Source organism: Collinsella sp. BIOML-A6, from assembly GCF_009875845.1.
In the GTDB taxonomy this organism is placed as follows: domain Bacteria; phylum Actinomycetota; class Coriobacteriia; order Coriobacteriales; family Coriobacteriaceae; genus Collinsella; species Collinsella aerofaciens_H.
In genome coordinates this window covers 1-26197 of the sequence record NZ_WWSL01000021.1, presented here as the reverse complement: position 1 = coordinate 26197, position 26197 = coordinate 1, and the positions used below count along the sequence as shown (strand labels likewise).

Below are 26197 nucleotides of genomic sequence, written 5' to 3'. Positions count from 1 at the left end.
ACGCTGCAAACGCCTCTGATGGCCAATCTGCCGTTCAACTTCGGGCGCATGGGCATAAGCCCTATGCGCCCTTGTTTCACGGCACCTTGGCTCATCAGAGGCGTTTTCGCTGACTATCCTCAACCTATACTGTTTTATTTTTCTATGAATGGCGGTTCTGAAAATGCCTAAGCGTTCTGGCTTGTATGCCGTTCCTTTTGAGTTTGATTTGCTTTCGTTTGGTGAGGCTCTGGGGCTTGCTGCTGATACGGGGCGGATTTCTGGGGATGCTGGACCTCTGCTTGAGACGGTTGTCGATATGCTCGATGAGCTGGGACGTCCGGACGAGTATTTCGATTGCATTCAGGTTGCCGGTACCAATGGCAAGACTTCGACCACGCGTTTTTCGGCTGCCATCCTTCGCGGTGAGGGGTTAAAGACCGCGCTGTATACGTCGCCGCAGTTGGTGCGTTATCCCGAGCGCATGGAGGTCGATGGGCGCGTCGTGAGCGATGAGGCGTTTGCCCGTGGCGTTTCTGCCGCCGTCGAGGCGGGGCATCGCGTGAATGCTCGTCGTGTGGCGGCGGGGGAGCGCGCCTATGCCATCACGCCGTTTGACCTGCTGACGGCTGCCGCGCTGGTGGTGTTTGCCGAGGCCGCGGTAGATGTTGCTGTGCTCGAGGTTGGCATGGGCGGCCGTTGGGACGCCACGAGTGCGACCGATCCCGTCGCCGTGGCCATTACGGGTATCGGACTCGACCACACGCGCATTTTGGGCGACACGCTCGAGGCCATTGCGGGGGAGAAGGCCGCGGTCATCAAGCCTGGACGTCTGGTTGTGCTGGGTGAGGGTACGCACGAAGCGAGCGTTCAGCGTGTGATGGATGCTCGCTGCCGTGAGTGCGGTGTGGTGCCGTTGGTGGTGAGCCACTCCACGACCAAGGTGCCGGCGCATGTGGGCGATACGGTTGAGTTCAGCTGCACCACGCCGCGCGCAATCTATACGTCGAGCATGGTCAAGCCGGCCTATCAGCCGCAGAATGCTGCGTGTGCGATTATGCTGTGCGAGGGCTATCTGGGTCGCGAGCTCGATCATGACAAGCTCGATGCGTCGCTTATGGGCTGCCCCACGCCGGGCCGATTTGATGTGCTGGGAACCGATCCACTTAAGCTGATCGACGCCTGCCATAACCCTCAGAGCTGCGAGAACTTTGTGAGCGCGCTGGACGAGATCGATCCGTGCGTGAAGAATCGCCCCACGCTGTTATGCGCCGCGCTAGCCGACAAGGACGTGGCAGGTATCGTTGACGTGCTTGTTCCGGCATTCCCCCGCGTGGTCGTGACCCAGACTGATTCTGATCGCGCCCTACCGGCAGAGGAACTCGCTGCTCTGGTGGACGCCGACAAGCTTACGGGCGTTTACCCCAGCGTGTCCGAGGCCCTCGCCGCCTTCGATGCCGCCGACGAGCCCTTCGTAGCCGCCGGCACCATCACCCTAGCCGGCGAAGTTGCCGGCCTGCTGCGCTAGCCAAATTGGCTGCCCCGTGCCCCGAGTTGACCTGCTCGCCACGAAATGGGCCTATTTACTACGTTTAATCGACTGCCCTCGACCACGCCGAGACTTGTGAAATTAAAACCGCAGGTAGAATGCTTGCCGACTTTCAAAGAATACCCGAATGGTCGACCCATGCGGGTTAAACGTAGTAGATAGGCCGTTTTCGTGGCGCATCTCTAGACTGTCAAATTGGTCGACTTGGCCTCATGGCAGTTGCGGTGGAATAGTTCCTGGATTATGCCTCTGTGGGCCAATCTGGGAACTATTCCACCGTAACTTATTGAGTGGCTATTGGGTAAGGGCTAGTCGAGGTGGACCGGATCGTGGGGGTAGGCGTTGAGAATCTCGACGCCGGACTCGGTAACCAAGGCCAGGTCCTCGATGCGGACGCCGGTGTGGCCGGGAAGGTAGATGCCCGGTTCGATGGAGAACGTCATGCCAGGCTCTACGACCTGCTCGTTGACGAGCGAGACGTCGCCTGGCTCGTGGTCCTGCAGGCCGATCGAGTGGCCCAGGCGATGCGTGAAGTACTTGCCGTAGCCAGCGTCCTCAATCACGTCGCGCGCGGCGCGGTCCAGGTCGCACATATGCACGCCCGGGGCGATGAGCGCCTCGGCAGCCTCATTGGCGCGGCGCACGATGTCGTAGATGTGTGCGGTCTCCTCGTCCGGCTCGTCCCAATAGAATGTGCGTGTCATGTCCGAGCAGTAGTTGCGATAGCGTCCGCCAATGTCGAACAGCACCACGTCGCCGCGCCTGAGCGCGGTATCGTCGGGTTCGTGATGCGGGTCGCCGGCGTTGGCGCCAAAGCTCACGATGGGCGGAAAGCTAAAGCCCTCGCAGCCGTGCTTTCGATACAGGCCGAGCATCTGCTCGGCAATTTCGCGCTCAGTCACGCCCTCGTGAACGAGCTTGATGGCGTCGGCCATCACGGCGTCGTTAGCGGCCGAGGACACGCGCATGAGCTCCTGCTCGGCGGCATCCTTGTGGGTGCGCGCGGCGGTGACGGCAAAGTCGCCCAGGAAAAACTCGCTCGCGGCGTGACGATCCATAAGGGGCATCAAAAAGCCGGAGCGCATAACGGCATCGATGCCGAGCGGTTTGGTCGGATCGACCTCGCGAGCGATAGCCTCGGCCACGACGTCAGTATCGGCGTGATATGCGACGCGGGCATTGTCATACTCGGGCAGCTGATGCAGTGCGTTGACCAGGATCACGGGCTCGGCATCGCGCGCGAGGAGCACGCCACAAAACCGCTCGAACATATCGGCATAAAAGCCGGTCAGGTAATAAATCGACCATGGGTCATTCACGAGCAGCTGTGCGCCGGGGTGCTGAGCCTCGAGCGCATCGAGCACGCGCGCCACACGCTGGTCATCGACATGTGCCATACATCGTCCTTTCGCTAGGGTGCTACCATGGTATCCCCAATGCCAGGGTAGTCAATTTGGGACGGGGCTATTTAAGCTGCGTCAAACATGTGGAATGATTTTTCTGGGACGGGGATTAAATAATCATTGGGTTCCGAATGATTATTTAATCCCCGTCCCAGAAAAATCATTTGAGCGAGAGTTCGGGCAAAAGTAGTCATAAGGGGCCCGTCCCAAATGGGCTGCTTTCAAAACTATGGTGGATTACGGGGCTGGACCTGTATTACTTGACCATGGAAAAAATCGCGAAATTAAAACCGCAGGTAGACGGCTTATCAAAAATCGAGAATTGCCGGTATGGATGGGGTTCTCCGAATCAGCCCCGTAATCCGGCATAGTTTTAAAATGGCACCAAAGTAGGCACAAGCTAAATACCAATTTCCAAGGATAGTTGCGGTGGAATAGTTCCGGATGCCGGGGTTTTGTCGGAAATCAGGAACTATTTCACCGCAATTGAGGAGGGGCGGGGTGGATGGTGGGGTAGCTAAAAGAGCTCCGTCCCAATTGAGCTACCTAGGCGGGGTCGATGTCCATGCTGGCGATGAGGTCGGTACCGGTGTCTAGGAGGTTGGGGAGGACTACATCGCTCATGCGGATGGGGGCTTTGACTACAAGGCCGCGGATGAGGTCCATCGCCTGGGCGTGGAGTTCGAGCGGGATGGCTTCGGCCGTGCGCACGGGGAGCAGGGCTTCGTCGCCGCCGGATACGGCTACGGTGGTGGTGAGCACGCGCATGGGGCAGGTGAGCTCCTGATGCGCGAACGTATCGCCGCGGGGGCAGCTGTTGCCGGTCACGGAGCGCACTTCCACCACGGCGCCATTGGCGTCGCGCTCCACCTCTACGGTCAGGAGGCATTCGGATGGGCAGGTGGTGCAGTTGAACTGCAACGTTTCGATTGCGTTTATGCTCATAGCCTTACGCCTCCTCAACAGGATCGACGGACAGGACAATCTCGTTAACGCCCAGGTCGAGTGCGCGCTGAATTACCTTTGCCGGTAGTGGGAAGCTCTCCATTACGCTCGGTTTAAACGGGCGGACCTTGCCTGCGATCAGTTCCTCGTCGCCTGCCAGAATGCGCACGCGGGCGGCGTCGACCGGTCGGCGTACGCGGAAGTTGAGTTTGGTGAGCGCCACAGCCGTAATGCGGCCCGGCAGTGCGTAGCCTGCGATTCCGGCGGGGGAGACCGTGAGCTGGCAGCCTGCATCCGCCACTCCCGCCGCGGTGCCGACAGCCCCCAATGCCCACGCCGCCGCTGCCGCGCCGGCGCGTTCGGACTCGGTCGTCACATTGTCTGCCAGGTCGTGCACGTGCAGCACGTTGCCGCAGGCAAAGATGCCCGGCACGACCGTCTGCAGACTCTGGTCCACTACGGCGCCGCGCGTACGTGGGTCCAGCTCCACGCCCGCGGCAACCGAAAGCTCGTTCTCGGGAATTAGGCCCACCGAAAGCAGCAGCGTGTCGCACGGAACAACGCGCTCGGTCCCCGGAATGGGTGCAAGATGCTCGTCGACCTGGCTCACTTCGACGGCCTCCACGCGGTCGCGCCCGATCACGCGCGTGACCGTGGTAGACAGATGCAGCGGAATGCCAAAGTCATCCAGGCAGTTCTTCACATTGCGGCGCAGACCGTTGGCGTACGGCATGAGCTCGTACACGCCCTCGACCGAAACCCCCTCGAGCGTGCAGCGGCGCGCCATGATGAGCCCGATGTCGCCCGAGCCCAAAATGACGGCGCGCGAGCCGGGTTTGAGGTTCTCGATATTGATATATCGCTGCGCCAGGCCGGCCGTAAACACGCCGGCGGGACGACTGCCGGGGATCTTGATCTCGCTGCGGGTGCGCTCACGGCAGCCCATGGCAAGGACGACCGCGCGCCCGGTGAGCTGCAACATGCCGGCGGGGTTCATGAGCGTGACGGTGTGAACCACGGCGTCTTCCGTGGACTCGCCCGAATCAAGCCCAATCACCATGCTGTTCAAGAACAGCGCAATGTCGGTTTCGTGCACCTGGTCGATAAAGCGCTGCGCGTACTCGGGGCCGGTGAGCTCCTGCTTAAAGTGCGAAAGGCCAAAACCGGGGTGGATGCACTGGCGGAGGATTCCGCCCAGATGCTGCTCGCGCTCCACGATGGCCACGCGCGCGCCTGCCTTATGCGTGGCAAGTGCGGCCGCCATGCCGGCAGGTCCGCCGCCGATAACGACCACGTCGAACGCTTGCGTCTGCACCGCCTCGGTAGCTCCGGTCTCCGCGCATCCGTCGCGTATATCAAGCGTCGCCATCCTAGCGCACCCCCTTCAAAGGTCCCTCAACGAGCCACGAGCCAGTGTCCTCAAACAGCACCTCGCTAGGGTCGCAGCCTAGCTCGCGGGCCAGGATCGCCACCACGCGGCTCTGGCAAAAGCCGCTCTGGCAGCGGCCCATGCCGGCACGGCAGCGGCGTTTGACTCCCTCGACCGAAACCGCGCCCGGGCGGCGTCGAATCGCGGCCATAATCTCGGCCTCGGGCACTGTCTCGCAGCGGCAGACGATCTGCCCCCACGCGGGATCGGATTCAATGAGCTCCTCCTTGCGCGCAAGCGGCACGCGGTCGAAGTCGTCCGGCGCGCGGCGAATTGGGTTCCAGTCAGCCCGCTCGTGCAGCTCCACGCCCGACTCACGCATCACAAGCTCCATGCGCTCGGCAATGGCCGGCGCACTCGCCACGCCTGGCGACTGAATGCCCGCCGCCTGAAACAGCCCCGGCACCACGGTCGACTGCCCAATAAAGAAGTCGTTGGTCCCCTGAATGACCGGACGCCCACCGGCAAATGCGCGCACCACGCGGCGCGTATCCAGATCGGGCACCAGCTTGCGAGCGCCGGTCAGCAGCGCGTTCACATCGCTCGCATAAGTCTGTGTGTCGCCCGGCTCGCGCACGGCGGCGGTCGCGGTAATCACGGTGTTCCCATGTACGGTGCCCGTGACGATAACGCCCTTGGACACCGGCGTGGGCACGGGGTAGAGCGGCATGAGCGCGCGCGACTCCTTGTCCAGCACCACGATGTTGCCCTGACGCCAGACCATCTGGAACTCCTCGGCGCCTGCCATATGCGAGATGCTCGCGGCACCGTTGCCCGCGGCGTTAATCAGATAGCGGCAGCGCACGTTGCCAGCGGGGGTCGCCAGCGTAAAGCGGACAGCCCCGTCGGTAGCCTCGCCGCCAGCAACCACAATCGCTTCCACCGGTGCGGACCGCATAAACGTCACGCCGTTGGCCACGGCGTTCTCCAGCGCGGCGATGGCGACCTCAAACGGATCGACAAAGCCAGTCGAAGGACACCATAGCGCGCATGTTGCGTCGGCGCTGGCACGCGGCTCCAGCTCGTGGATGCGCTCGGGGCCGATAATCGACAGCTCGGGTACGCCGTTGGCAAGGCCATTGCTGCGCAGCTTCTCCAGTTGCGCACGGTCTTCATCGTTGAAGCCCAGCACCATCGAGCCGGTTCGGCAAAACAAAAAACCGAGCTCCAGGGCCCAAGTACCATACAGCTCGCAGCCACGGGCATTGACCTGTGCCTTTACCGTGCCCGGCGCCGGATCGTAGCCGGCGTGCACCAGGCCGCCGTTGGCCTTCGATGCGCCCAGCGCGATGTCGTTGCCCGCTTCGACCACGCAAATGGACAGGTCATAGCGCGCGAGCTGCCGCGCGATGGCGCACCCGGTGATGCCCGCGCCCACAATCGCGATATCAAACGTTTCTGTCACAGTGCCTCCCAGACGAGTTGACAGGCTGTCAATAGGACTATCCTACGGTCTGCACACCCCCAGCGCGGCGGCAATGCGGCGAACAGCTCCACAACACCCGCCAACGGCAGGCGAGGGGAGACCCAGCAGCGTCGACAACCTCGTCTGCCGGCTTTGATATCGGAGGTTTGTCTCGTTCTGTAACAGTAAGCTGAGGATTTGGGTTCCAGATGTTACAGATTGAGATTGAAGTCGGGGAGGGATTCTTCTGTCTCGATCTGTAACATCTGGGGGCTGTTTTGGGGTCTAGATGTTACAGTGCTGACTCGATAAAACGACAAAAACGAACACACTGCTTACCTGCGGGTTTAAGTACGGCAACAACGGCACAAGCGCGTAAAAACGGGTTAGCACACACACTTGGGATAATTTGGGGATACGAAAGCCACGCGGACGTGCGCCCCAAATATCCGTGTTTATTAACACAAAGATCACCATGCCGCCCAGGGTTGTGACGTCGTCGGGCAGCTCGTAGCTCCTCCCAGTCATTCCTCTTCCTCCATCCCTATGCGGCCTCGTCCGTGTTCCAGCCCATCAGGTCGCTGGGCGGACAACCAAGAACCTGCGAGATAGCCAAGAGCTTGTCGGCTCCAGGAATGTAATCGCCACTCTCGTACTTCGCGAAAGTGCTGACGTTCACTCCGACCTTGGGAGTGACCTCAGCCTGAGAAAGGTCAGCTCGGGTGCGTGCGACGCGGATATCCCCGCCAGCTCCTTACTGAAATCCTATCGTTCCTCCTTAGAGACGTTTTCATGTCTGTCGAATTTCATTATGAATAGTTATATGTCCCTTTCAAGCAATTAAGCAACATCTTTTTGCGTAAAGACATTTTTTGTTTACTATTCACGTAACGTAAAGAAAGGAGTGAGGATGAACCTTCGTCTAAGAGAGCGCCGAGAAGCCCTGGGGCTAAGCCAAAAGGAGCTTGCACAAAAAGTTGGCAAGTCATTCCGAACTATTCAGTCTTGGGAGCGCGAGGAGAGCTATCCGAACGCAGAGCTCGTAGGTGCGCTCTGCGAAGTATTCAACACCGACCCCAACGACCTGCTCGGATGGTACGAGGAGCATCCCGAGGGCAAGCCGACGGCGCCGGCAGGCGCGGAGGGCGAGCTGATCACTTGCTACCGGCAGAGCACCGAGAAGAGGCGCTCGAAGATCCTGGAGACGGCACGCGACCAGGCCGAGTTGTCCAAAGCTCGGGTTGCAGCGCCTGAAGGCGAAGGGCTGGAGGCGAATCAAGTAAGGTCCACGTAGGCATTCAAAGGAACCGCCTGCGAGATTGGCAGATAACATGGGAATGTGCGATTCAGTCGACCGCCTGGTGGACCTGTGCGACGAGGTCATTGAGAGCGACCCGCCCAGTCTCAGGCAGAAGGTGGTGGCTAGGTACATGACGACATTCGGAAATAATATCGAGCGTGAGACCGGAACGAGGGTGACGGCCGGCGTCAACCCCGGCATGATCGACATCACGTCCATCGAGACGATCCGCGACCTGTTGCTCGACCACAGGGACCGCATGGAGTACGAGTACATGATGGCCAAGGCGACCTCCGGCCAAATCGAGTCGACCGAGACGGCCACCGTCGAGGCGACCGTCGCGGTCGACTTCAACCAGACGATCAAGCGGATATCGAGCAGCCAGGGCCTGTCGCCCGAGGATCTCGCTGTGAAACTAGCCCTCGCCGACCTGCGGTTCGCCGCCGAGGTAAAGACGAGGGAGGCTTCGCCGGGAAGGCAAAGGACACGCTCGGCCTCGCATCCAAGGGCGCGGGGCTCGTCCCACATTCGCCAGCGCCATCGGCACGCTCGCAAAGCTGTTCGGAGCCTAGGCAGGCTGCCACGAATTAAATCGTTGGCAGACTCAAGGCTTCATCTGTCATTTGACTAGGCGCAAGAGGTCGAATCCACAGAATCACCTCGATTTCTTCACCATCATTGTAACTAATTGATTACACTTCTAGCTAAGGAGAGGGATGGACAACATAGGGCTCTTCCTTCATTTTATGAAGGAAATCGTGGACAAGAACAACTTCATCCTCGTGGAACGCGAGGCAAGTCTGGAGTTCATGGCGGGCATGGGAATCACCATGGACGAGCTCAAAAACGTGATCTTATCGCTCACGCCAAGAGATTGTTTTGATGGACCCGAGGCGGACCGCGACTCGCGATACCCGGGATGGATAGTTGCTGAATTCTCACCCAAGGCATTCGGCAAGACGCTGTACCTAAAGATGTCCATAAAACGCAAGGCCGAGCGATGCAAATGCCTCTCTGTAAAGTTGTACCGGGATAGATCGGAGGTCCCGAGATGAGCGAGACGAAGAGCACTTTCAGCACCTATTGCATTGAATGCGACCAGGAAGTCGAGGCACGCGAAGAGCGTCGTACCGAGACGATGCGCATCAGAAAACAGGATATTACGTATGAGGCCACGGTCGCGGTATGCCCCGTCTGTGGAGCGGTTATTGCGGACGCGCGCATAGAAAGCGAGAACCTCGCAGCCGCCTATGCCGCCTATCGCGCCGCCAATCACTTACTTTCCCCCGAGGAAATCAAGGCCGTCCGCGAACACTACGGCCTGTCGCTGAGAGATTTCAGCCGCTTCCTTGGCTTCGGTGAGCAAACTGTGGCTCGATATGAGTCTGGCGCGCTGCAGGACGAGGCTCACGATGGAATGATCAGGCTGGCAGCAAGCCCCGCTGGCGCCCTGTCACTTTTAAACGTAAAGAGAGACAAACTGTCTGAGAAGATCATCAGCACCGTCGAAAACTTTGTCGACTCCCAGGCTCCGGATCGCTTCAGCACTTTAGATTATAGCTGGCCGCCACTTGAGGCATACTCGCCGTCGAGGACGAACGGGTACCGACCGTTCGACTGGTCGCGCGTGTGTGGCGCCGTTGTCATTCTTGCCCACCGCTGCAAGAGGCTCTATAAGACCAAACTGCAGAAGGCCATGTTCTTCCTCGACTACTACTGCTATGGCATGACGAGCACCTCCCTCACGGGAATCGAATACGCACATGCCGACTATGGCCCCGTCATAAACGATAAGGACACTTTGCTCTATGCCCTGCAGCAACAGGACAAGATAGAGCTTGTCCCCAACGGCTGGGGCGAAATCGTAAAACCACTCGTCGAACCAGAGGAAACGTTTGACGAAAAGGAACTCGAGTACATCGATCTTGTAGCCAGATTCGTCGACACGTTTGACACCGCAAGCGAGATATCAGAGTTCTCCCATGACCTATCGGCATGGAAGGAAACGGGGAGCGGCAAGGTCATCGACTATCCAAAATATGCAGCAGAGGTCGTAGACGCTGTTGACACCAGAATGGCAGTCTAAAGGACCTATGACGGAACAGGGCGGGTCCCAGCAAAAGGCCAGTTATTGCAGATGACGCAACAACTGTTCCAGACATAAAGAAACCCCACCGCGTACGGCTGGAACCTTGGCGCGGTGGGGTGACAACAAGGATGCCGGAGTAACACGGAGATAGCTCCGGGCAACCTAGGGACATTACCAAGTGTCTATACACGCTCGCCGAGGCAAAGGACATCCTGGAGCGGCTACACGGGACCTTGCTCAAGGCGCCGTTCATCATGGCGTGCTTTGGTTCATGCCGGTCGAGTGAGTCGCTGGGCGTCCGCACCGATGAGGTCATGTCATTCGCGGCAGGATCAACAACGCTCGCAACGGTCGACCTCGTGCGCCAGATGGAGCAAGCGGGTATCGAGCCAACGGCGGACAGTGTACTCAAGACGCGGAAGTCCATACGCACAGTCGTTGTGCTGCCAGATGCCGCCGGGCGCCTGCTCGAAATGGCAGGCGAGCGCCGCGCGGCAGGCTCCGAGTGGCTAGCAGATCGCGGGGACGGACTGCCCATGAACCGAGGGATGTGCAATCATAGCTGGAAGAAGTGGTGCGCAGCCGAGAGCATCGAGCACATCCCATGGTCGAACCTCCGCAAATCGTGGTGAACCATCTGCGAGATGGAGCTACACATGCCCTGGGACCTCATGGAAATGCTCATGGGCCACTCCCTGCCGGGCGTGTCGGGGCGACATTATATTCGCCGCTCCCGTGAGCAGGTAGCGCGTTCCGTTTGCGACGCACTTGGGATAAATTGGGATATTTCCCAACAAACCAGCAGGTAAAACAGGTGCGGTTAATAGTTGCAGATTTAGATGAACCTATCAGTCGATTTCGAATGTCTAAATCTGTAACAGTTAGACCTGTTTTTGCTGAGTTGCTGTTACAGATTGAGACATTCGGCCTGGACGTTTTCCTTTGTCTCGATCAGTAACAGGAAGGGGAGATTTTGGGGCTCAGATGTTACAGATTGAGATGTTTTGCTGACGGCTTACCCGTTTATCTCGATTTGTAACATCTGGAGTCGATTTTCTTGAGTAGTTGTTACAGATTGAGACATTGGGTTCGGAGATTTTTCTTCGTCTCGATTTGTAACGTTTAGCCGAGTTTTTGACCCGTAGATGTTACAGATTGAGATGTTTGTGTCCGCGCCAGCCCCATATCCAGCTGTGGCCCCATATATACAAACCCCGTGGTAAACTTGACCGAAATGTAAATAATCCGAAAGGTACACCTCAATGTCCAAGTATATCTCCGAGCTCATGTCGCCGCAGCTTATGGGCGTCATCTATGCCTTCGTGGGCTTTATCATCGCCCTGTACGTGCTGTCGGTCGTCTATGTGTTCATCGACGCTCGCCGCCGCGGCGCCAGCTCCTACGTGGCATGGGGCATCATCGCCCTCATCCCGTTTGTGGGCCTCATTGCCTACCTGGTCCTGCGCCCGCACTCCTACGCGGCCGACCGCGAGGAGCAGGAGCTGGACATGGCCCTGCGCGAGCGCCAGCTTGCCCAGTACGGCACCTGCCCGCAGTGCGGCGCGCCCATCGAGAAGGACTTTGTCGTGTGCCCGGTTTGCGATACCCAGGTTCGTAACGTGTGCCCCAGCTGCCATCGCCCGCTCGATGCGCACTGGAAGGTCTGCCCCTACTGCCGAACTCGCATCCAGTAACGCATCCATCGCCGGGCCGGCGGCAAGCCACGGGCACCGCGCATCCCGCGCAAGCGCCCCGCACCACGGGCATCGCGCGCCACACGCAAGCCGCACGCGCACCCCACACCCCGCCCCCACACGATGAAGCATGCGTAAAAAATCGCCCGCCGTGCCATTAAGGTGCGGCGGGCGCTTGTATACCAAGGTAACCTGCCTATAATGATGCAAGTCAAAAACGCCGCGCCCATCAAGCGCCACAGGCGCCGGGCGTCCGCACTTGTACACCAGGCATCCGAGAGGAGAAAACATACCCATGAAGGCACTCTACAATGACGGTTCGGTGGCCGAGCTCCCGCAAGACGAGGTCACGCACGTCATCCGCCACTCCGCCGCGCACATCATGGCGCAGGCCATCAAGCGCCTGTACCCCGAGGCCGACTTTGCCTACGGCCCCGCGACCGACAACGGCTTCTACTACGACGTCGACCTGCCCGAGGGCGTTAAGATCAGCGAGGACGACTTCCCCGCGATCGAGGCCGAGATGAAGAAGATCGTCAAGGAGAACCTCAAGTTCTCCGTGTACGAGAAGCCCCGCGCCGAGGCCATCGCCCTTATGGAGGAGCGCGGCGAGAAGTACAAGGTCGAGCACATCGGCGACCTGGACGACGACGCCCGCATCACCTTCTACCAGCAGGGCGACTACATCGACATGTGCGTCGGCCCCCACATCTGCTACACCAAGGCGCTCAAGGCCTTTAAGCTCACTGGCGTCTCGGGCGCCTACTGGAAGGGCGATAAGGACAACAAGATGCTCACCCGCATCAACGGCGTCGCCTTTGCCACCAAGGAAGAGCTCGATGAGCACATGCACATGCTGGAGGAGGCCAAGAAGCGCGACCACCGCAAGATCGGCCGCGAGATGGACCTCTTTATGATGCGCGACGAGGCTCCCGGCTTCCCGTTCTTCCTGCCCAACGGCATGATCCTTAAGAACACGCTGCTGGACTACTGGCGCGAGATCCACCACAAGGCCGGCTATGTGGAGATCTCCACGCCGCTCATCATGAACAAGCAGCTGTGGAAGACCTCGGGCCACTGGGACCACTACAAGGACAACATGTACTCCACCGTCATCGACGACGAAGAGTACTGCATTAAGCCTATGAACTGCCCGGGCGGCGTGCTGGTGTACGCCTCCAAGCCGCACTCCTACCGCGAGCTGCCCATCCGCGCCGGCGAGATTGGCTTGGTGCATCGCCACGAGCTGCGCGGCGCCCTGCACGGCCTGTTCCGCGTGCGCTGCTTTAACCAGGACGACGCCCACCTGTTTGTGCGTCCTGACCAGCTGACCGACGAGATCGTGGGCGTGGTCAACCTTATCGACTCCGTGTACCAAAAGTTCGGCTTTAAGTACCACGTTGAGCTTTCCACCCGCCCCGAGGATTCTATGGGTTCGGACGAGGACTGGGCTCGCGCCGAGGAGGGCCTTCGCGCCGCTCTGGAAAAGCTGGGCATGGACTACGAGGTCAACGAGGGTGACGGCGCCTTCTATGGCCCCAAGATCGACTTCCACCTGGAGGATTCGCTCGGTCGTACCTGGCAGTGCGGTACCGTCCAGCTCGACTTCCAGATGCCGCTCAACTTTGATCTGGAGTACGTGGACGCCGACGGCACCAAGAAGCGCCCCATCATGCTGCATCGCGTGTGCTTTGGCTCCATCGAGCGCTTCATCGGTATTCTGATTGAGCACTTTGCGGGCAAGTTCCCCACCTGGCTGGCCCCCGTGCAGGTTAAGGCACTTCCGGTTTCCGAGAAGAGCCGCGACTACGCCCACGAGGTGTGCGCCAAGCTGGAGGAGGCCGGCATTCGCGTGGTCTGCGACGACCGCGACGAAAAGATCGGCTACAAGATCCGCGAGGCCCGCAGTATCGATCGCGTGCCCTACATGCTCATCCTGGGCGAGAAGGAGGTCGAGGCCGGCAACATTTCCGTCCGCGATCGCTCCAACGAGACCGTTCAGATGAGCGTTGACGAGTTTGTTGCCAAGGTTCTCGAGGAGATCAAGACTCGCGCCTAAGGCAACCCAACAGAAACAACGAAAGGCGACCGTCCACAAAGGGCGGTCGCCTTTTTTAATGCCAAAACGAGAAAAAGCCGCTGGTAGAGCGCCTTTTTTGTTGTGCAAAAAGGTACAGGTTTTTGTAGAGGGCTATGGAGATGTGTCCTCCCGCGCCGCAATTTGTGCAATCTGGGAAAACAGTCCGAATTAACTTGTATAATGGCTCGCGTCGAAAGATACAATAACCTGTACTTTTGCGACTGCGGCTAGCTGCGAGCGAGAAGATGTTCTAAACGCCCCGGTATTTGCGTGCGTCGCAAAGCCAGAAAAGGGGGCGAGAGATGGAGCAGACAACGCGGCGCCAAGAGCAACTGCCGGGCGCATTCAACGGCGCAACTACCAACAGCCAGCATGGCCGCGTCCGCTGGTATCTGGTCCACACCCCCAACGGTAAAGAGCGCGAGACCTGCGAAAAGGTCCGCCGTATTATCCCGCACGATCTGATGCAGGACGCTTTTGTGATGCAAAAGGAGTTCTGGTTTAAGCGGGACGGCGCCTGGTCGCTCCAAACCAAACCCATGTACAAGGAATATTTCTTCGTCGCCACGCACGATGCCGCAGCGCTCGATAGGGCTTTGGCTCAACTGAGCTTTGGCTGCCGCATTGCCGGCAGCAGGGAGCGGGCCTATGCGCCTATGCCGGACGATGCGCAGGAGTGGTACCGCAGCGTGCTGGACGACGACGGAGTGGTGCGCAACAGCGTGGCGCGCATAGAAGATGGCGTGCTGCACATAGAGCAGGGTCCACTTGTGGGGCAAGAGGCCCGCGTTAAAAAGGTCGACCGTCATAAGCGCTGGTGCCTGGTGGACGTGGGCGAAGGCGTCTCCGCTTTTAGGGAGCTGCTTCCGCTGGACGTTCCCAGCAAAACGTAAGGGATACGTTGCACCGGCAATTTATTTGGTTTTTGAATTTGTGGATTGGGGGGGGGGTTCCTGGGGACAGGAACGAAAGTTTTATTGTGACTGCTAAAGAAGTAACAGAGAATAATGCGCCCGTGGGGGCGACGCTCATTGCTCGGGCCATGGACCGGCGCAAGGGCACGGCGGGTGCTGGGGTCGGCTCCGCTGCAAACACGGGTGCGGTGAGCCTCCCGGGCTCGCCCGAGTTCGCTGCAGAGTCCCGTGCGCTCGACACGCGATCGCTTGGCTACCGCTTCGTGAAGCGCACGTTCGACATCGCGTTCAGTGCGTGCGTCTGCGTCGTGGCTCTTATCCCTGGCACGGTTCTTTGCGCGTTCATTGCGGCCGACACCAAGGGTGCTCCCATCTATGCGCACGAGCGGGCTGGGCGCTTCGGTCGCCCCATCCGCGTGCTCAAGTTCCGCTCCATGGTCGCCGACGCCAACGACGTGGAGAAGTACCTCAGCCCCGAGCAGATCGAGGAGTGGCACCGCGAGCGGAAGGTCACAAACGATCCCCGCATCACCAAGCTAGGCCGCGTCCTGCGCAAGACTTCCCTGGACGAGCTGCCCCAGTTCTTCAACGTGCTTGCGGGCCAGCTCTCCGTCATCGGCCCTCGCGCCATCACCTACGAGGAGCTCGGGAACTTTACGCACGAGCAACAGGTGCAGGTGCTTGCCGTCCCGCAGGGCATTACCGGTGCCTGGCAGTCGGGCCCGCGCAACCTCGCGACCTTCGAGAACGGCCTGCGCCAGGAGTTCGAGCTTGCCTACGCGAAGGGTGCCAGCCTCAAGGCAGACTGGAAGGTCTTCTTCAAGACCTTTGGCGTCATGTTCGGCAAGAAGAAGACGGGGAGGTAGCGCATGAGTGCTGACAAACCCCTCGTCTCGATCGTGGTGCCGACCTACAAGCGCTCTGACAGGATTCGCGTGGCCCTGGACTCAATCGCCGCGCAGGACTACGGCGCGGAGAACATCGAACTGATTGTAGTGAGCGACAATCGGCCGGAGTGGCCGGAAAGCGCCGAGACCGACACGGCGGTCGCCCCCTATGCCGCGAGCCTTCCGCACTTTAGGCTGCTGCACACCTCCGGCCAGACCGGCGGCGGGGCGGCGCGCAACTACGCCTGCCGCCAGGCGACGGGCGAGTACCTCACGTTCCTCGACGATGACGACGAGTTCCTGCCTGACAAGGTGTCCACCCAGGTCGCCTTCATGCAGGAAAACTCCCTCGACATGAGCTGGCAGGATGTCTCGTGGTATGACGAACGTGGCCGGCTTGTGGAGCACCGCAGGCTCGACCATTGCGAGGACTTCTCCACCGAGGGTCTGCTGCGCGCGCACCTCCTAACGCCGATAAGCCCAACGGCCATCTATATGCTCAGGCGCGACCTGTTCGACCGCACTGAGGGTTTCGGCGAGGTGGCGACCGGCCAAGACTGGTGGCTGATGCTGCGCTGCATAGAGGCTGGCGCCCACATGGGCTACATGCCCGAGGTGCACGTGAGGCAGTACCTCCATTCCGGCGAGAGGCTCTCGCTTGGCAAGAACAAGGTAAACGGCGAGGTCGCAAGGCACGAGGTGGTGCGCGGCTACTACCCGCGCCTCAGCAAGAAGGATGTGCGCTACATCGAATTTCGCCACAACGCCGTGCTCGCCTTCGCTATGAAGCGCAGCAACCAGCCAGGCCAGGCTGTGATTTACGCCTTAAAGGCCATTGCCTCATCGCCCGCCGCCTGCGTCTCTGAGGCGCTGAAGTTCTTCGGCAAGGCGAAATCCTAACTATTTCATATGTGTGCCTGCTCTTAACGAAAGGTTGAATGATATGTCCGAAAAAATGAAGATAGCAGTCGCCGGCACCGGCTATGTGGGGCTCTCGTTGGCCGTTCTGCTCTCGCAGCACAACGAGGTGCGCGCGCTCGACATCGTCTCCGAGAAGGTAGAGAAGATTAACGCTTTTCAGTCGCCCATCCAGGACGACGAGATTGAGCTCTTCCTGGCCGAGGCTAAGGCGGGCACGAGGAAGCTCGACCTGCATGCAACCGTGGACGTCGCCGAGGCCTATACAGGCGCGGATTTCGCCATCGTGGCCACGCCAACGAACTACGACTCGGACCGCAACTTTTTCGACACCTCGTCTGTTGAAGCCGCAATTTCGGCAATCCGCTCGGTGAACCCGACGGCCTGGATTGTCATCAAGTCGACCATCCCTGTGGGTTACACTTCGTCGCTTCGCGAGACGCTTGGCGACAGCCGCATCATCTTCAGCCCCGAGTTCCTTCGAGAGAGCAAGGCGCTCTACGATAATTTGCACCCTAGCCGCATCGTTGTGGGCGCGCCCAAGGACGACGAGGAAGCTGTGAAGGCCGCAAAGACGTTTGCTGGGCTGCTCGCCCAAGGCGTCGGCCCCGCCGAGCTTGAGCGCACCAACCCTGATGGCACGACGGGCATCCCGCAGCTCGTTCTTGGTACCACCGAGGCGGAGGCCGTGAAGCTGTTCGCCAACACCTACCTGGCACTTCGCGTGGCGTACTTCAATGAGCTGGACACTTACTGCGAGATGAGGGGACTCAACACCAAGGACGTCATCGATGGCGTGTGCCTAGAGCCCCGCATTGGCTCCCACTACAACAACCCCTCCTTCGGCTACGGCGGCTACTGCCTGCCCAAGGACACCAAGCAGTTGCTGGCCAACTATAAGGACGTGCCTCAGAACCTTATCGAGGCCATCGTCGATGCCAACCGCACTCGCAAGGACTACATTGCAGACGAGGTACTGCAACTGCTGTGGGACAAGGTATACGAAGGCAAGGAGAAGCCCGTGGCGGGCGTGTACCGCCTGACCATGAAGTCGAACTCCGACAATTTCCGCGCCAGTTCCATCCAGGGCGTTATGAAGCGCGTGAAGGCCAAGGGAGTGCCGGTCGTTGTCTACGAGCCAACGCTGGACGCGCCGGAATTCTTCGGTTCCGAGGTGACGCATGACCTTGAGAAGTTCAAGGCCGAGTGCGACGTGATCATTGCCAACCGGTGGAGCGACGATCTGGCCGATGTTGCCGGCAAGGTGTATACCCGCGACCTATTCAAGAGGGATTAGTATTTGTGGCGATTACTGCTGATAAAAAAAAGAGACGGCTGCTCCTTCTGACGAGGAGGTTCCCCTTTAACCGCGGCGAGGTCGCCGCTGAGTCCTATCTCGAGAACGAGATAGGCGTTCTTTCGACCTATTTCGACGAGGTGCTCGCCGTGGGGACCGAGGCGCAGCCGGGTGACGCGCCCACCTGCGCGCTGCCGGGCAATGTGACGCCCCTGGCCTTGGGTTGCGGTAATACCTCCAAGGACAAGGCTTTGCTTGCAGTCAAAGGGATCGCGTTTCCCCTTTTGGGCGGTGCGGACGTTCGTGAGGCCTATGCCACAGAATCCGTTCATGGAATCGGAAAGCGCGTGTTTCGGGGCTACTTTGCCGCGAGGGCGAAGGCAAAGGCGGACGTGCTTGCGGAGGAACTGGTCCGCTTTGGCTTTGAGCCCACGCACATATACAGCTTTTGGCTTTACGACACCGCTTTGGTCGCTGCTTGGCTGACCGGCACGTACCCATGTGCACGCGCCGTTGCGCGTGCACATGGGTACGATCTGTATGCAGATCGTACCGATGTGCATTATTTGCCCTTCCGGGGATACCTCCTATCCAAGCTTTCCGGAGTGCTTCCCTGCTCGAAAGACGGGGAGGAATACATAAACGCGAACTGGCCGGGCCATGAGGGCAAGGTGACGACCTCCTATCTCGGAACGCGGGAGATGCCAGACAAGTCCGGCGAGCCGTTGACCTGCCCGTTGCGGGTCGTCTCGTGCTCGCGTATTGTCGACGTTAAGCGCGTGCCTCTTCTTGCTAAGGCTGTCACCCTTCTTGATGCCGAAGGGCTTCGCGTCGAATGGACCCATTACGGCGACGGCCCACAGCTCGAGGAGGCGAGGGCCGCCTGCTCGTTGCTGACGCACTCCACCGCGAAGTTCGCGGGGGCTTTGCCGAACGACGCGCTTTTGGGGGAGTACGCAGCGAAGCATTTCGACGTCTTCGTGAACGTCTCGTCAAGCGAGGGCCTGCCGCTTTCGATCATGGAGGCCTGCGGATTCGGCATTCCCGTCATCGCCACGGACGTTGGCGGAACCCACGAGATAGTAAGCGATGGCGTCAACGGCTTTCTCCTACCTAGCGACTGTGGACCGGAAGATGTCGCCGCGGCCATAAAGCGATTCGTCTTTTTGGGCAAGGCCGAAGGGTCTTCTATGAGGCGCGCTGCAAGGGCCGTTTGGGAGAGGGACTTCCGTTTGGAGGCCAACGTGGAGGGGCTTGTGCGCTCGCTCGGAGTCGATTACAGAAACGAAGGTGAATGATGGGCCAGATTGCGCAGAAGATGACCATGCTCAAAAGGTGGAGCAAAATGCTCACTGGCAAGACGGCTGTGGCCGTAGAGCAGAGCATGGGCAGGGCCTATAATGTCGGACAGTTGTCCGGGTACTACAACGATTTGACCGGCAAGGTCACTGGCAGTACTCTGCTCGACGAGGGCGGTGTCCCTGTTAGCGTCATCGCCGGTGGGGCGCGGGTGCATTTCCCCATCGCCATTTTCCAATACGGTTTGGGCTGTTACGACTTGAGCATTCTCAGGTCGGATGAAGTTGAGCGCTTTCTCGACGCACTAAGGGTATGCTCGGATTGGGCGATCGGCGCCCAGCGGGATGACGGCTCTTGGGACGCATTTGGTCCGATAGGCAGCGCTAAGTACTCCGTCTCCTCGATGGCCCAAGGCGAGGGGTGCTCGATGCTGCTGAGGGCCCATGCGGCTTTCGGGGACGAGTGCTATAGAGTTGCGGCGCTGAAAGCTGCCGAGTTCATGCTTATCGACATGGACAATGGCGGCGTGTCGTCGCATGACGGGGGAGAACTGTTCCTGGAGGAGTACCCTCAACGCCCCAGGCGCAGTGTCATGAACGGTTGGGTGTTTAGCCTTTTCGGTCTCTATGACGCATCGTTGGTCGACGCGCGCTTCGCCGGGCCATTCAAGCGCTCTGCGGAGACGTTGGCTTGCCATTTGGATGACTACGACGCCGGCTTCTGGTCTTATTACGACATGGAAAAGCGTATCGCCTCTCCCGCCTACCATCATCTACATATAGCGCAGCTCCGCGCAATGGCGGATCTTTCAGGCGACGCAAGGTTCGCGGTGAAGGCCGAGGTATACGAGCGCTATCAGGAATCTCCGGCCAACCGCAGGAAGGCGATTGCTAAAAAGGCGCTGCAGAAGCTGATCGAGAAATCCGATGCGGTGATCGTCCAATGAAGAAGGCCCTCTATATCGTGACCTCGATGGACACCGGCGGGGCCGAGACGGTATTCATGAAGTATTACCGGGCTTTGGACAAGTCGCGCTATCAGCTCGACTTCTGTGTGTCGTCCGACGTGCCGGGCTTTTACGACGCCGAAATCGAGTCGATGGGCGGCAGAATTGTGCACACAGTCAAGAAGACCGAGGCCGGGCCGGTCGCTTCGTTCAAGCGGCTCATGCAGATAGCCCGGGACGGCGGTTATTGCTGTGCTGTCAGGTCGTCTCAGCACAGTCTTTCCTGTCTTGATTTGCTCGCCATGAGATTCGGAGGCGTGTCCAGAACCATATTCAGGTCAAGCAACACGGGTACAGTTTCGAACAGCAAAAAGGAGACCCTGCTGCACAATCTTTTCAAGCCCCTTGTCAGGGTTGCGGCGACCGACTTCGCCGCCCCGTCTACCGAGGCGGGCGTCTACATGTTCGGCAAGGCGGGGGTATCGGGGCCGCGTTTCCATCTCATGAAGAACGCGCTCAACCTCGAGGACTACGCCTATGACGCTTCGACACGGGACGATGTTAAGCGCGAACTGGGCGTTTCTGCCGAGTCCTATGTCGTCGGGCACGTCGGGAGGTTCAGTGAGCAGAAGAACCACCTCTTCCTTGTCGATGTTTTTGCTGAAATCGCCCGGAGAAGGCCAGACGCCGTCCTCATTCTCGTCGGCAAAGGCGAGACACGCACGGCCGTTGAGAGGCGCGTTGCCGAGCTCGGATTGACCGATAGGGTGGTGTTTGCCGGGGTTAGGAGCGATGTCCGCCGTCTCTATTCGGCTATGGACGTCTTCATCTTCCCCTCTGTCTACGAAGGCCTGCCGAACGTCGTCGTCGAGGCGCAGGCAAACGGACTCCCTTGCGTGATTAGCGACTCCATCACGCGGGAGGTTGGCATTTGCGAGAACGTCGTTTACAAAAGTCTGGGCGACGCTCTGGACGAATGGGCCGACGCCGCGCTCTCCGCGGATCGCATAGGGTCAAGCGCCAGTGCGAGGGATTTGAAAGGCTCGGGCTATGAAATCAATTCGGAGCTTCCCGGTTTCGTGAGGCTGGTATTCGGATGAACTTTATCGAAACATCGCTTTTCTACTTTCTTGTCGTTTTGCTTTCAGCGGCGCTTGCGCGCATGTCGGAAAACGGCAAAAGTAAGGCTGGGCTGGTCGCTGCCGTGGTTCTTCTTACCGCCGTCGGGGGCTTGAGGTCGTATGCGGTTGGGCAGGATACCCTGGGTTATAAAGAGGGAATCGAGTACTTCTACGCGTATGGGACCACGATGTGGAACCATACGTTCAGCGTTCCGTACGGTGTCTTCACAAGTGCGGTGCTCCATATCTGTAACAATTACTCGTTCTTGCTCGTCGTCGAGTCGCTGATCACCAACGCCTTTTTTGCTTTCAGGCTTTGGGATTTTAGACGAACGGCATCGCTCTCGTTTGCGATGTTCGTCTATACGGCAACGGTGTTCCCGCTGTCTATGTGTCTGACGTGCCAGATGATTGCAGTCTCGCTGGTTTTCTACGCAACCAGGTTTTTAGAACAGAATAAGCCGTTGCTTTTTTGCGCTTGGTGGGCTGTTGGCGCTCTTTTGCACGCGTCCGCCCTGATAGGGGTCCTATTCCTCATCTACTACCTATTTTCCAACAAAAGCAAGAGCCGATCGCAGTTCGCCGCGAAGATGCTTGCATCGGTTGCCCTGCTGTTCCTGGCAGCTTATGCGGGCTCTAAGCTCGTCGACCGGTATGCGCGTTACTCCGTGAACGAATCGAGCATCGGGTTGATGGTTTTTGCGCAGGCGACCGTCCTCGCGATCGCATATTTCGTCAGCCGCGAAACTGCGAATGTTGCCCCGGTTGAGAGCGACGGAATGTCGCGGCTCAAAGCCAACCGGATGCCGCTCGTGTTTTACGCTTTAGGCATTTTGGCTTCGGCGTCCTCTTATGTGATTGCCAACGCCGGCCGCATAGCCTATTACTTCACCGTATTAGGCCCCGTGATTTTCGGAGGCTTCGTGAAGGACGCTCGGAAAATAAAAGCCCGTTTTTGTCTTGGCTGTTTTCTAGTTGTCTGGTTCCTTTTCTACGCCTTTTATGCCTATCTGCTTCATACCGGGCTTGGTATCGAGTCTTATTCGTTCGTCTGGATGGGGTAAATAGTGCCCGAAACCGTTTCGGGCATATACGAGCAAAGTCTACGTTGGTGGTTTGCATACGCCCAGGGCTTGTTCCATGTGTAGCGCAGAGAATTAAAAAGTAAAACGCTTTGTTTAAGCTCGGACTTAAGGAAATTGTATATATGGAAAGCAAAATTAAAAAATACCTAAGTGACCCGTGGATGGCCTACTGTGCCTTTACGTCGAAGGGTCTAACGAAATGGGTTTCCGACAGGACGCACCTTCGATTGATGCATCGCGCCAAGTTGGGCATGTGGCCTAGCATAGACTCGCCGGTGACCTTCACTGAGAAGATGCAGTGGCTGAAGCTTAACGATCACAACCCTGCGTACACGACCATGGTCGACAAGTACCGCGCTAAGGACCTCATTGCCTCGCGTGTGGGCTCCGAGCACGTGGTCAAGACGTTGGGCGCCTGGAATTCCGCTGATGACATCGATGTGAGTGGGCTACCGGAGAAGTTCGTACTCAAAACGAACCACGACTGCGGCGGCGTGCTCATCTGCACTGACAAGGGACACTTCGATCTCAACAGTGCCAAGGACTTTTTTCGGGGTCATTTGAAGCAGAATTATTTTTACGGGTGCAGGGAATGGCCTTACAAGAACGTGAAGCCCGTCGTGTTCGCCGAGGAGTTCTTGGAGAGCGAGGGCGATAATGCCCGTGATGAAGACGATAACTGGGAAGGCATCGACGAGTTCGACTTCTTCTGCTTTGACGGGGAACCCCGGCTGATTTCTTATTGCCACGGGGACAAGAACGATTCTGAGAAGAGGTACAACGATTTCTACGACACTGAGTGGAATCTGCTGCCTTTGGCGATGGGATACGCGAGTTCCGAAGAGACGATCCCTGCCCCGGAGCAGCTCAGCGAGATGCTCGAGCTATCAAGGAAACTGAGTGACGGTGTACCTTTCTTGAGGGTCGACCTCTTCATCTGCAAGGGGCGCGTTCTCGTCGGCGAGCTGACTTTCTACCCGTGGGGCGGGTTTACGCCTTTCAGCCCCGCTGAGGCGGAGAGGACGTTGGGGCAAATGGTTTCTTTGCCCCAACGTGAAAACGAGGAATGATGGCAAACGAAAGCTGCATTCAGTGCGTGCGCATGGATAATCAGCCAGTAAGCGCGTTCCGGCGTTTCTTCATGGAGGTTTAGTATGTCCGACACAAAAGACCTCCGGGCGAGGTCGGCAAGCGCGGCAAAGTGGTCTCTGGCAACCGAGATTATCGCCAAAATCATCTCGCCTATCTCGCAGCTCGTCTTAGCGAGGCTGCTGGCGCCAGAGGCGTTTGGCATGGTGGCGACCGTCACCATGGTAGTGAGCTTTGCCGACATGTTCGCGGACGCCGGGTTCCAGAAGTACCTGGTGCAACACAGCTTCCGAGACAAAAAAGACCTGCATGCCAACGCTAACGTGGCCTTTTGGACGAACTTCGGCATATCGGTGGTCCTGTGGTGTCTCATTGCCATATTCAACGATCCGGTGGCCACCTTCGTGGGCAATCCGTCGCTGGGCTTTCCCTTGGCCGTGGCCTGCCTCTCTCTCCCGTTGACGTCGTTTTCGAGCATTCAGATGGCGTTGTTCCACCGTAATCTCGATTTCAAGTCGCTTATGCCGGTGAGACTGACGTCGACCTTACTTAACTTCGGCTCGACGCTTGTACTGGCGTTTATGGGATTTGGTTACTGGTCACTTATCGTTGGCACTTTGGCGGCGAATATTGTAAATGCAGTGGGGCTGACTCTGCTGTCTGAGTGGAAGCCGCGTTTTTTCTACTCCTTCAACATGCTGAAGGCTATGTTCTCATTCAGCGGATGGACGCTTTTGGAGTCGTTCACCATATGGCTTTCCTCTTGGGCGGGCACCTTTATCGTGGGGCATTTCCTGGGTGCGGCTGAGTTGGGATATTACAAGACGCCAGTCACCTTTGTGAGCGGGTGCTTCGGGATTATCACGAACGCTACGACGCCCATCTTGTTCTCGTCACTTTCGCGCCTTCAGTTTGATCGGGAAGAATACGTTGCTTATCTGCGACGCTTCCAGTTCATGGTGGCATTGTTCCTGTTGCCGTTGTCTGCGGGTATCTTCGTATTCCGCGAGCCTTTGGTGGCCCTGTTGCTCGGCGATCAGTGGGGCGAGGCGACGCTCATGTTCGGGTTGTATGGGCTGGTGCAGGGGCCGATGGTGCTGCTCTCATACTACAGCAGCGAGATGTATCGCTCTCTTGGTAAACCGCGCGTGTCTACGCTTGTGCAGGTGATGTACCTCGTGTTGATGACGCCGCTTATGACCGTGGCGGCTATGCAAGGGTTCGATGCCGTCGTGTGGGCTGATGCGGGATTGAGAATCCTTTTGATTGCTATCAACCAAGTGGTCACATATTTCGTGGTTGGCCTTTCGTTTGGGCGCACTATGTTGTCGCTCAAGGAGCCCATTTTCTGCACATCGATGATGTGCGCATTTGCATGGGTGACGTATGGACTCGCATCTAGCAACTGGCTTGGCGTCGGGTTGGACATTGTAGGGTGCGTCGTTGTCTATTTCGCGATTTGCTTTGCTTTGCCCAAGAGTAGGAGGGTGCTGCTGAAGCTGGTCAAGGGCGGCGGCTTTAAAACGTTTTGAGGTCTGTAATTAACTTGTTGGGAGTTCCATCTCAGGACTTCCTTAAAACGAAAGAGTGGGGTATATATGCAGGATAGAAAAGTCCTCGTCACTGGCGCCGCCGGCTTCATCGGGGCGTTTCTGGTGAAGCGGCTGCTCGAAACCACCGACGACGCGATCATCGGTCTGGACAACGTGAACAGCTACTACGACCCTGGCATCAAGGAGGCTCGCCTGCGAATGCTGGCGGAGGTGGACAAGGCGGGGCGTTTCGCCTTCGTGCGCGGCGACCTGTGCGATGCCGCGTTGATAGAGCGCCTGTTCGCTGAGAACGGCTTCGACGTTGTGGTGAACTTGGCCGCCCAGGCCGGTGTGCGATACTCCATCGAGAACCCCAAGGCCTACATAGACAGCAACCTGGTAGGGTTCTTCAATATATTGGAGGCTTGCAGGCGCCACCCGGTGAAGCATCTTGTCTACGCGAGCTCTTCCTCCGTCTACGGCGGCAACGAGAAAGTGCCTTTCTCGGAGGACGACCGTGTAGACTCTCCGGTGAGCCTGTACGCCGCCACAAAGAAGTCCAACGAGCTAATGGCCGCGGCCTACTCCAAGCTTTACTCCATCCCAGCCACGGGCCTGCGCTTCTTTACGGTGTATGGGCCCATGGGAAGGCCCGACATGGCATACTTCGGCTTCACCGAGAAGTTGCGTCGTGGCGATACGATTAAGATTTTCAACATGGGCGATTGTAAGCGCGACTTTACGTACGTGGACGATATTGTGGAGGGCGTGCGCAGGGTCATGGACGGCGCTCCTGAGGTCAAGATCGGTGTTGATGGTTTGCCAATGGCCGCTCATCGCGTGTATAACATCGGCAATTCGAATCCCGAGAACTTGCTGATCTTCGTTGATACGCTGCAGCGTGTGCTGGTTGAGGAGGGCGTGCTCCCCGCCGATTACGATTTCGAGGCGCATAAGCAGCTCGTTCCTATGCAGCCTGGTGACGTGCCTGTAACCTATGCGGATACTGGCGCCTTGGAGCGCGATTTTGGTTACAAACCCGCAACGCCGCTCGAGGACGGTCTTCGTGAATTCGCGAAGTGGTATCGCGAGTTCTACGGGAATTAGCTGGGTGATAGCAATGTCGAATGTATACAGCAGTGACCGTATTCGCTTTGGGGGTGTTCCTATAGTTTTGTCAACTGGGAAATGCTCTCCGTGCGACAGAATCGCGGCATGCTGACGCCAAGCCATTAG

At 58.5% G+C, this 26197-nt stretch carries 24 protein-coding genes; 19 read left to right on the top strand and 5 right to left on the bottom strand.

Features of this window, described 5'->3' with window-relative positions; translation table 11 throughout:
- The first annotated feature begins 163 nt into the window (after positions 1 to 163).
- Positions 164 to 1507, top strand: a complete 1344-nt coding sequence (locus GT495_RS07815) for a folylpolyglutamate synthase/dihydrofolate synthase family protein (protein WP_161162209.1) — start codon at positions 164 to 166, stop codon at positions 1505 to 1507.
- 329 nt (positions 1508 to 1836) lie between these two features.
- Here the strand turns inward: GT495_RS07815 and GT495_RS07810 are convergent, their stop codons facing one another.
- The 5 genes from GT495_RS07810 to GT495_RS07790 all read right to left on the bottom strand — a co-directional run bounded on the left by GT495_RS07810 (position 1837) and on the right by GT495_RS07790 (position 7449).
- Entirely contained in the window at positions 1837 to 2925 is a 1089-nt protein-coding gene (locus tag GT495_RS07810) for a Xaa-Pro peptidase family protein (protein WP_161162196.1), read from the bottom strand.
- Positions 2926 to 3477: 552 nt separating this feature from the next.
- Positions 3478 to 3876: a DUF1667 domain-containing protein gene (locus GT495_RS07805; protein WP_161162195.1), complete on the bottom strand. Its 399-nt coding sequence runs from the start codon at positions 3874 to 3876 to the stop codon at positions 3478 to 3480.
- Between the two features lie 4 nt (positions 3877 to 3880).
- A complete protein-coding gene (locus GT495_RS07800) occupies positions 3881 to 5245 on the bottom strand; it encodes an NAD(P)/FAD-dependent oxidoreductase (RefSeq protein WP_161162194.1) in 1365 nt (454 codons plus the stop codon).
- A 1-nt stretch (position 5246) separates the two neighbouring features.
- Positions 5247 to 6710 carry an NAD(P)/FAD-dependent oxidoreductase gene (locus GT495_RS07795; protein ID WP_161162193.1) on the bottom strand — a complete coding sequence of 488 codons (1464 nt, stop codon included), beginning with the start codon at positions 6708 to 6710 and terminating at the stop codon, positions 5247 to 5249.
- 544 nt (positions 6711 to 7254) lie between these two features.
- The gene (locus GT495_RS07790) at positions 7255 to 7449 is read right to left on the bottom strand and encodes a helix-turn-helix transcriptional regulator (RefSeq protein ID WP_161162208.1); all 195 of its coding nucleotides are present in this window, start codon (positions 7447 to 7449) and stop codon (positions 7255 to 7257) included.
- A 171-nt stretch (positions 7450 to 7620) separates the two neighbouring features.
- Here GT495_RS07790 and GT495_RS07785 point away from each other — a divergent pair, with 171 nt between their 5' ends.
- From GT495_RS07785 to GT495_RS07700, 18 genes are all read left to right on the top strand, one after another.
- The gene (locus tag GT495_RS07785; RefSeq protein ID WP_161162192.1) at positions 7621 to 8004 is read left to right on the top strand and encodes a helix-turn-helix transcriptional regulator; all 384 of its coding nucleotides are present in this window, start codon (positions 7621 to 7623) and stop codon (positions 8002 to 8004) included.
- A gap of 25 nt (positions 8005 to 8029) precedes the next feature.
- Positions 8030 to 8641, top strand: coding sequence for a hypothetical protein (locus tag GT495_RS07780; protein WP_161162191.1), 612 nt, complete (start codon positions 8030 to 8032; stop codon positions 8639 to 8641).
- An 85-nt stretch (positions 8642 to 8726) separates the two neighbouring features.
- Positions 8727 to 9065, top strand: a complete 339-nt coding sequence (locus GT495_RS07775; RefSeq protein ID WP_161162190.1) for a type II toxin-antitoxin system MqsR family toxin — start codon at positions 8727 to 8729, stop codon at positions 9063 to 9065.
- The gene (locus tag GT495_RS07770) at positions 9062 to 10096 is read left to right on the top strand and encodes a type II TA system antitoxin MqsA family protein (protein WP_161162189.1); all 1035 of its coding nucleotides are present in this window, start codon (positions 9062 to 9064) and stop codon (positions 10094 to 10096) included. Before GT495_RS07775 ends, GT495_RS07770 begins: the two co-directional genes overlap by 4 nt.
- A 257-nt stretch (positions 10097 to 10353) precedes the next feature.
- Positions 10354 to 10731 (top strand): hypothetical protein, encoded by a 378-nt coding sequence (locus GT495_RS07765; RefSeq protein ID WP_161162188.1) that lies wholly within the window; start codon positions 10354 to 10356, stop codon positions 10729 to 10731.
- A 630-nt stretch (positions 10732 to 11361) separates the two neighbouring features.
- On the top strand, positions 11362 to 11793 hold the full coding sequence (locus GT495_RS07760; RefSeq protein WP_152073934.1) for a zinc ribbon domain-containing protein: 432 nt from the start codon (positions 11362 to 11364) through the stop codon (positions 11791 to 11793).
- A 295-nt stretch (positions 11794 to 12088) separates the two neighbouring features.
- A complete protein-coding gene (gene thrS, locus GT495_RS07755) occupies positions 12089 to 13852 on the top strand; it encodes a threonine--tRNA ligase (RefSeq protein WP_117842538.1) in 1764 nt (587 codons plus the stop codon).
- A gap of 323 nt (positions 13853 to 14175) precedes the next feature.
- Complete coding sequence (locus tag GT495_RS07750; RefSeq protein WP_117847613.1) at positions 14176 to 14766, top strand: hypothetical protein; 591 nt, start codon at positions 14176 to 14178, stop codon at positions 14764 to 14766.
- Positions 14767 to 14852: 86 nt separating this feature from the next.
- The gene (locus GT495_RS07745) at positions 14853 to 15653 is read left to right on the top strand and encodes a sugar transferase (RefSeq protein WP_199410718.1); all 801 of its coding nucleotides are present in this window, start codon (positions 14853 to 14855) and stop codon (positions 15651 to 15653) included.
- 3 nt (positions 15654 to 15656) lie between these two features.
- On the top strand, positions 15657 to 16574 hold the full coding sequence (locus GT495_RS07740; protein ID WP_161162187.1) for a glycosyltransferase family 2 protein: 918 nt from the start codon (positions 15657 to 15659) through the stop codon (positions 16572 to 16574).
- A 43-nt stretch (positions 16575 to 16617) separates the two neighbouring features.
- Positions 16618 to 17889 (top strand): nucleotide sugar dehydrogenase, encoded by a 1272-nt coding sequence (locus tag GT495_RS07735; protein ID WP_271807643.1) that lies wholly within the window; start codon positions 16618 to 16620, stop codon positions 17887 to 17889.
- Between the two features lie 5 nt (positions 17890 to 17894).
- Entirely contained in the window at positions 17895 to 19187 is a 1293-nt protein-coding gene (locus GT495_RS11135) for a glycosyltransferase (RefSeq protein WP_117638202.1), read from the top strand.
- Positions 19187 to 20134, top strand: a complete 948-nt coding sequence (locus GT495_RS07725) for a D-glucuronyl C5-epimerase family protein (protein ID WP_161162186.1) — start codon at positions 19187 to 19189, stop codon at positions 20132 to 20134. Before GT495_RS11135 ends, GT495_RS07725 begins: the two co-directional genes overlap by 1 nt.
- On the top strand, positions 20131 to 21234 hold the full coding sequence (locus GT495_RS07720) for a glycosyltransferase family 1 protein (protein WP_161162185.1): 1104 nt from the start codon (positions 20131 to 20133) through the stop codon (positions 21232 to 21234). The genes GT495_RS07725 and GT495_RS07720 overlap by 4 nt, the downstream gene beginning before the upstream one ends.
- Positions 21231 to 22319 carry an EpsG family protein gene (locus GT495_RS07715; RefSeq protein ID WP_161162184.1) on the top strand — a complete coding sequence of 363 codons (1089 nt, stop codon included), beginning with the start codon at positions 21231 to 21233 and terminating at the stop codon, positions 22317 to 22319. The genes GT495_RS07720 and GT495_RS07715 overlap by 4 nt, the downstream gene beginning before the upstream one ends.
- Before the next feature lie 143 nt (positions 22320 to 22462).
- Positions 22463 to 23410 (top strand): ATP-grasp fold amidoligase family protein, encoded by a 948-nt coding sequence (locus GT495_RS07710; RefSeq protein WP_117564573.1) that lies wholly within the window; start codon positions 22463 to 22465, stop codon positions 23408 to 23410.
- Positions 23411 to 23494: 84 nt separating this feature from the next.
- Complete coding sequence (locus GT495_RS07705; protein WP_117564572.1) at positions 23495 to 24961, top strand: lipopolysaccharide biosynthesis protein; 1467 nt, start codon at positions 23495 to 23497, stop codon at positions 24959 to 24961.
- 66 nt (positions 24962 to 25027) lie between these two features.
- Entirely contained in the window at positions 25028 to 26068 is a 1041-nt protein-coding gene (locus tag GT495_RS07700; protein WP_117638206.1) for an NAD-dependent epimerase/dehydratase family protein, read from the top strand.
- Positions 26069 to 26197: the final 129 nt, after the last annotated feature.

What these genes read in the sequence shown, in the direction of transcription:
- GT495_RS07815 (WP_161162209.1), top strand. Translation starts at nt 164, where the DNA reads ATGCCTAAGCGTTCTGGCTTGTATGCCGTTCCTTTTGAGTTTGATTTG.
- GT495_RS07810 (WP_161162196.1), bottom strand. Translation starts at nt 2,925, where the DNA reads ATGGCACATGTCGATGACCAGCGTGTGGCGCGCGTGCTCGATGCGCTC.
- GT495_RS07805 (WP_161162195.1), bottom strand. Translation starts at nt 3,876, where the DNA reads ATGAGCATAAACGCAATCGAAACGTTGCAGTTCAACTGCACCACCTGC.
- GT495_RS07800 (WP_161162194.1), bottom strand. Translation starts at nt 5,245, where the DNA reads ATGGCGACGCTTGATATACGCGACGGATGCGCGGAGACCGGAGCTACC.
- GT495_RS07785 (WP_161162192.1), top strand. Translation starts at nt 7,621, where the DNA reads ATGAACCTTCGTCTAAGAGAGCGCCGAGAAGCCCTGGGGCTAAGCCAA.
- GT495_RS07775 (WP_161162190.1), top strand. Translation starts at nt 8,727, where the DNA reads ATGGACAACATAGGGCTCTTCCTTCATTTTATGAAGGAAATCGTGGAC.
- GT495_RS07770 (WP_161162189.1), top strand. Translation starts at nt 9,062, where the DNA reads ATGAGCGAGACGAAGAGCACTTTCAGCACCTATTGCATTGAATGCGAC.
- GT495_RS07765 (WP_161162188.1), top strand. Translation starts at nt 10,354, where the DNA reads ATGGCGTGCTTTGGTTCATGCCGGTCGAGTGAGTCGCTGGGCGTCCGC.
- GT495_RS07760 (WP_152073934.1), top strand. Translation starts at nt 11,362, where the DNA reads ATGTCCAAGTATATCTCCGAGCTCATGTCGCCGCAGCTTATGGGCGTC.
- thrS (WP_117842538.1), top strand. Translation starts at nt 12,089, where the DNA reads ATGAAGGCACTCTACAATGACGGTTCGGTGGCCGAGCTCCCGCAAGAC.
- GT495_RS07750 (WP_117847613.1), top strand. Translation starts at nt 14,176, where the DNA reads ATGGAGCAGACAACGCGGCGCCAAGAGCAACTGCCGGGCGCATTCAAC.
- GT495_RS07740 (WP_161162187.1), top strand. Translation starts at nt 15,657, where the DNA reads ATGAGTGCTGACAAACCCCTCGTCTCGATCGTGGTGCCGACCTACAAG.
- GT495_RS07735 (WP_271807643.1), top strand. Translation starts at nt 16,618, where the DNA reads ATGTCCGAAAAAATGAAGATAGCAGTCGCCGGCACCGGCTATGTGGGG.
- GT495_RS07725 (WP_161162186.1), top strand. Translation starts at nt 19,187, where the DNA reads ATGGGCCAGATTGCGCAGAAGATGACCATGCTCAAAAGGTGGAGCAAA.
- GT495_RS07720 (WP_161162185.1), top strand. Translation starts at nt 20,131, where the DNA reads ATGAAGAAGGCCCTCTATATCGTGACCTCGATGGACACCGGCGGGGCC.
- GT495_RS07715 (WP_161162184.1), top strand. Translation starts at nt 21,231, where the DNA reads ATGAACTTTATCGAAACATCGCTTTTCTACTTTCTTGTCGTTTTGCTT.
- GT495_RS07710 (WP_117564573.1), top strand. Translation starts at nt 22,463, where the DNA reads ATGGAAAGCAAAATTAAAAAATACCTAAGTGACCCGTGGATGGCCTAC.
- GT495_RS07705 (WP_117564572.1), top strand. Translation starts at nt 23,495, where the DNA reads ATGTCCGACACAAAAGACCTCCGGGCGAGGTCGGCAAGCGCGGCAAAG.
- GT495_RS07700 (WP_117638206.1), top strand. Translation starts at nt 25,028, where the DNA reads ATGCAGGATAGAAAAGTCCTCGTCACTGGCGCCGCCGGCTTCATCGGG.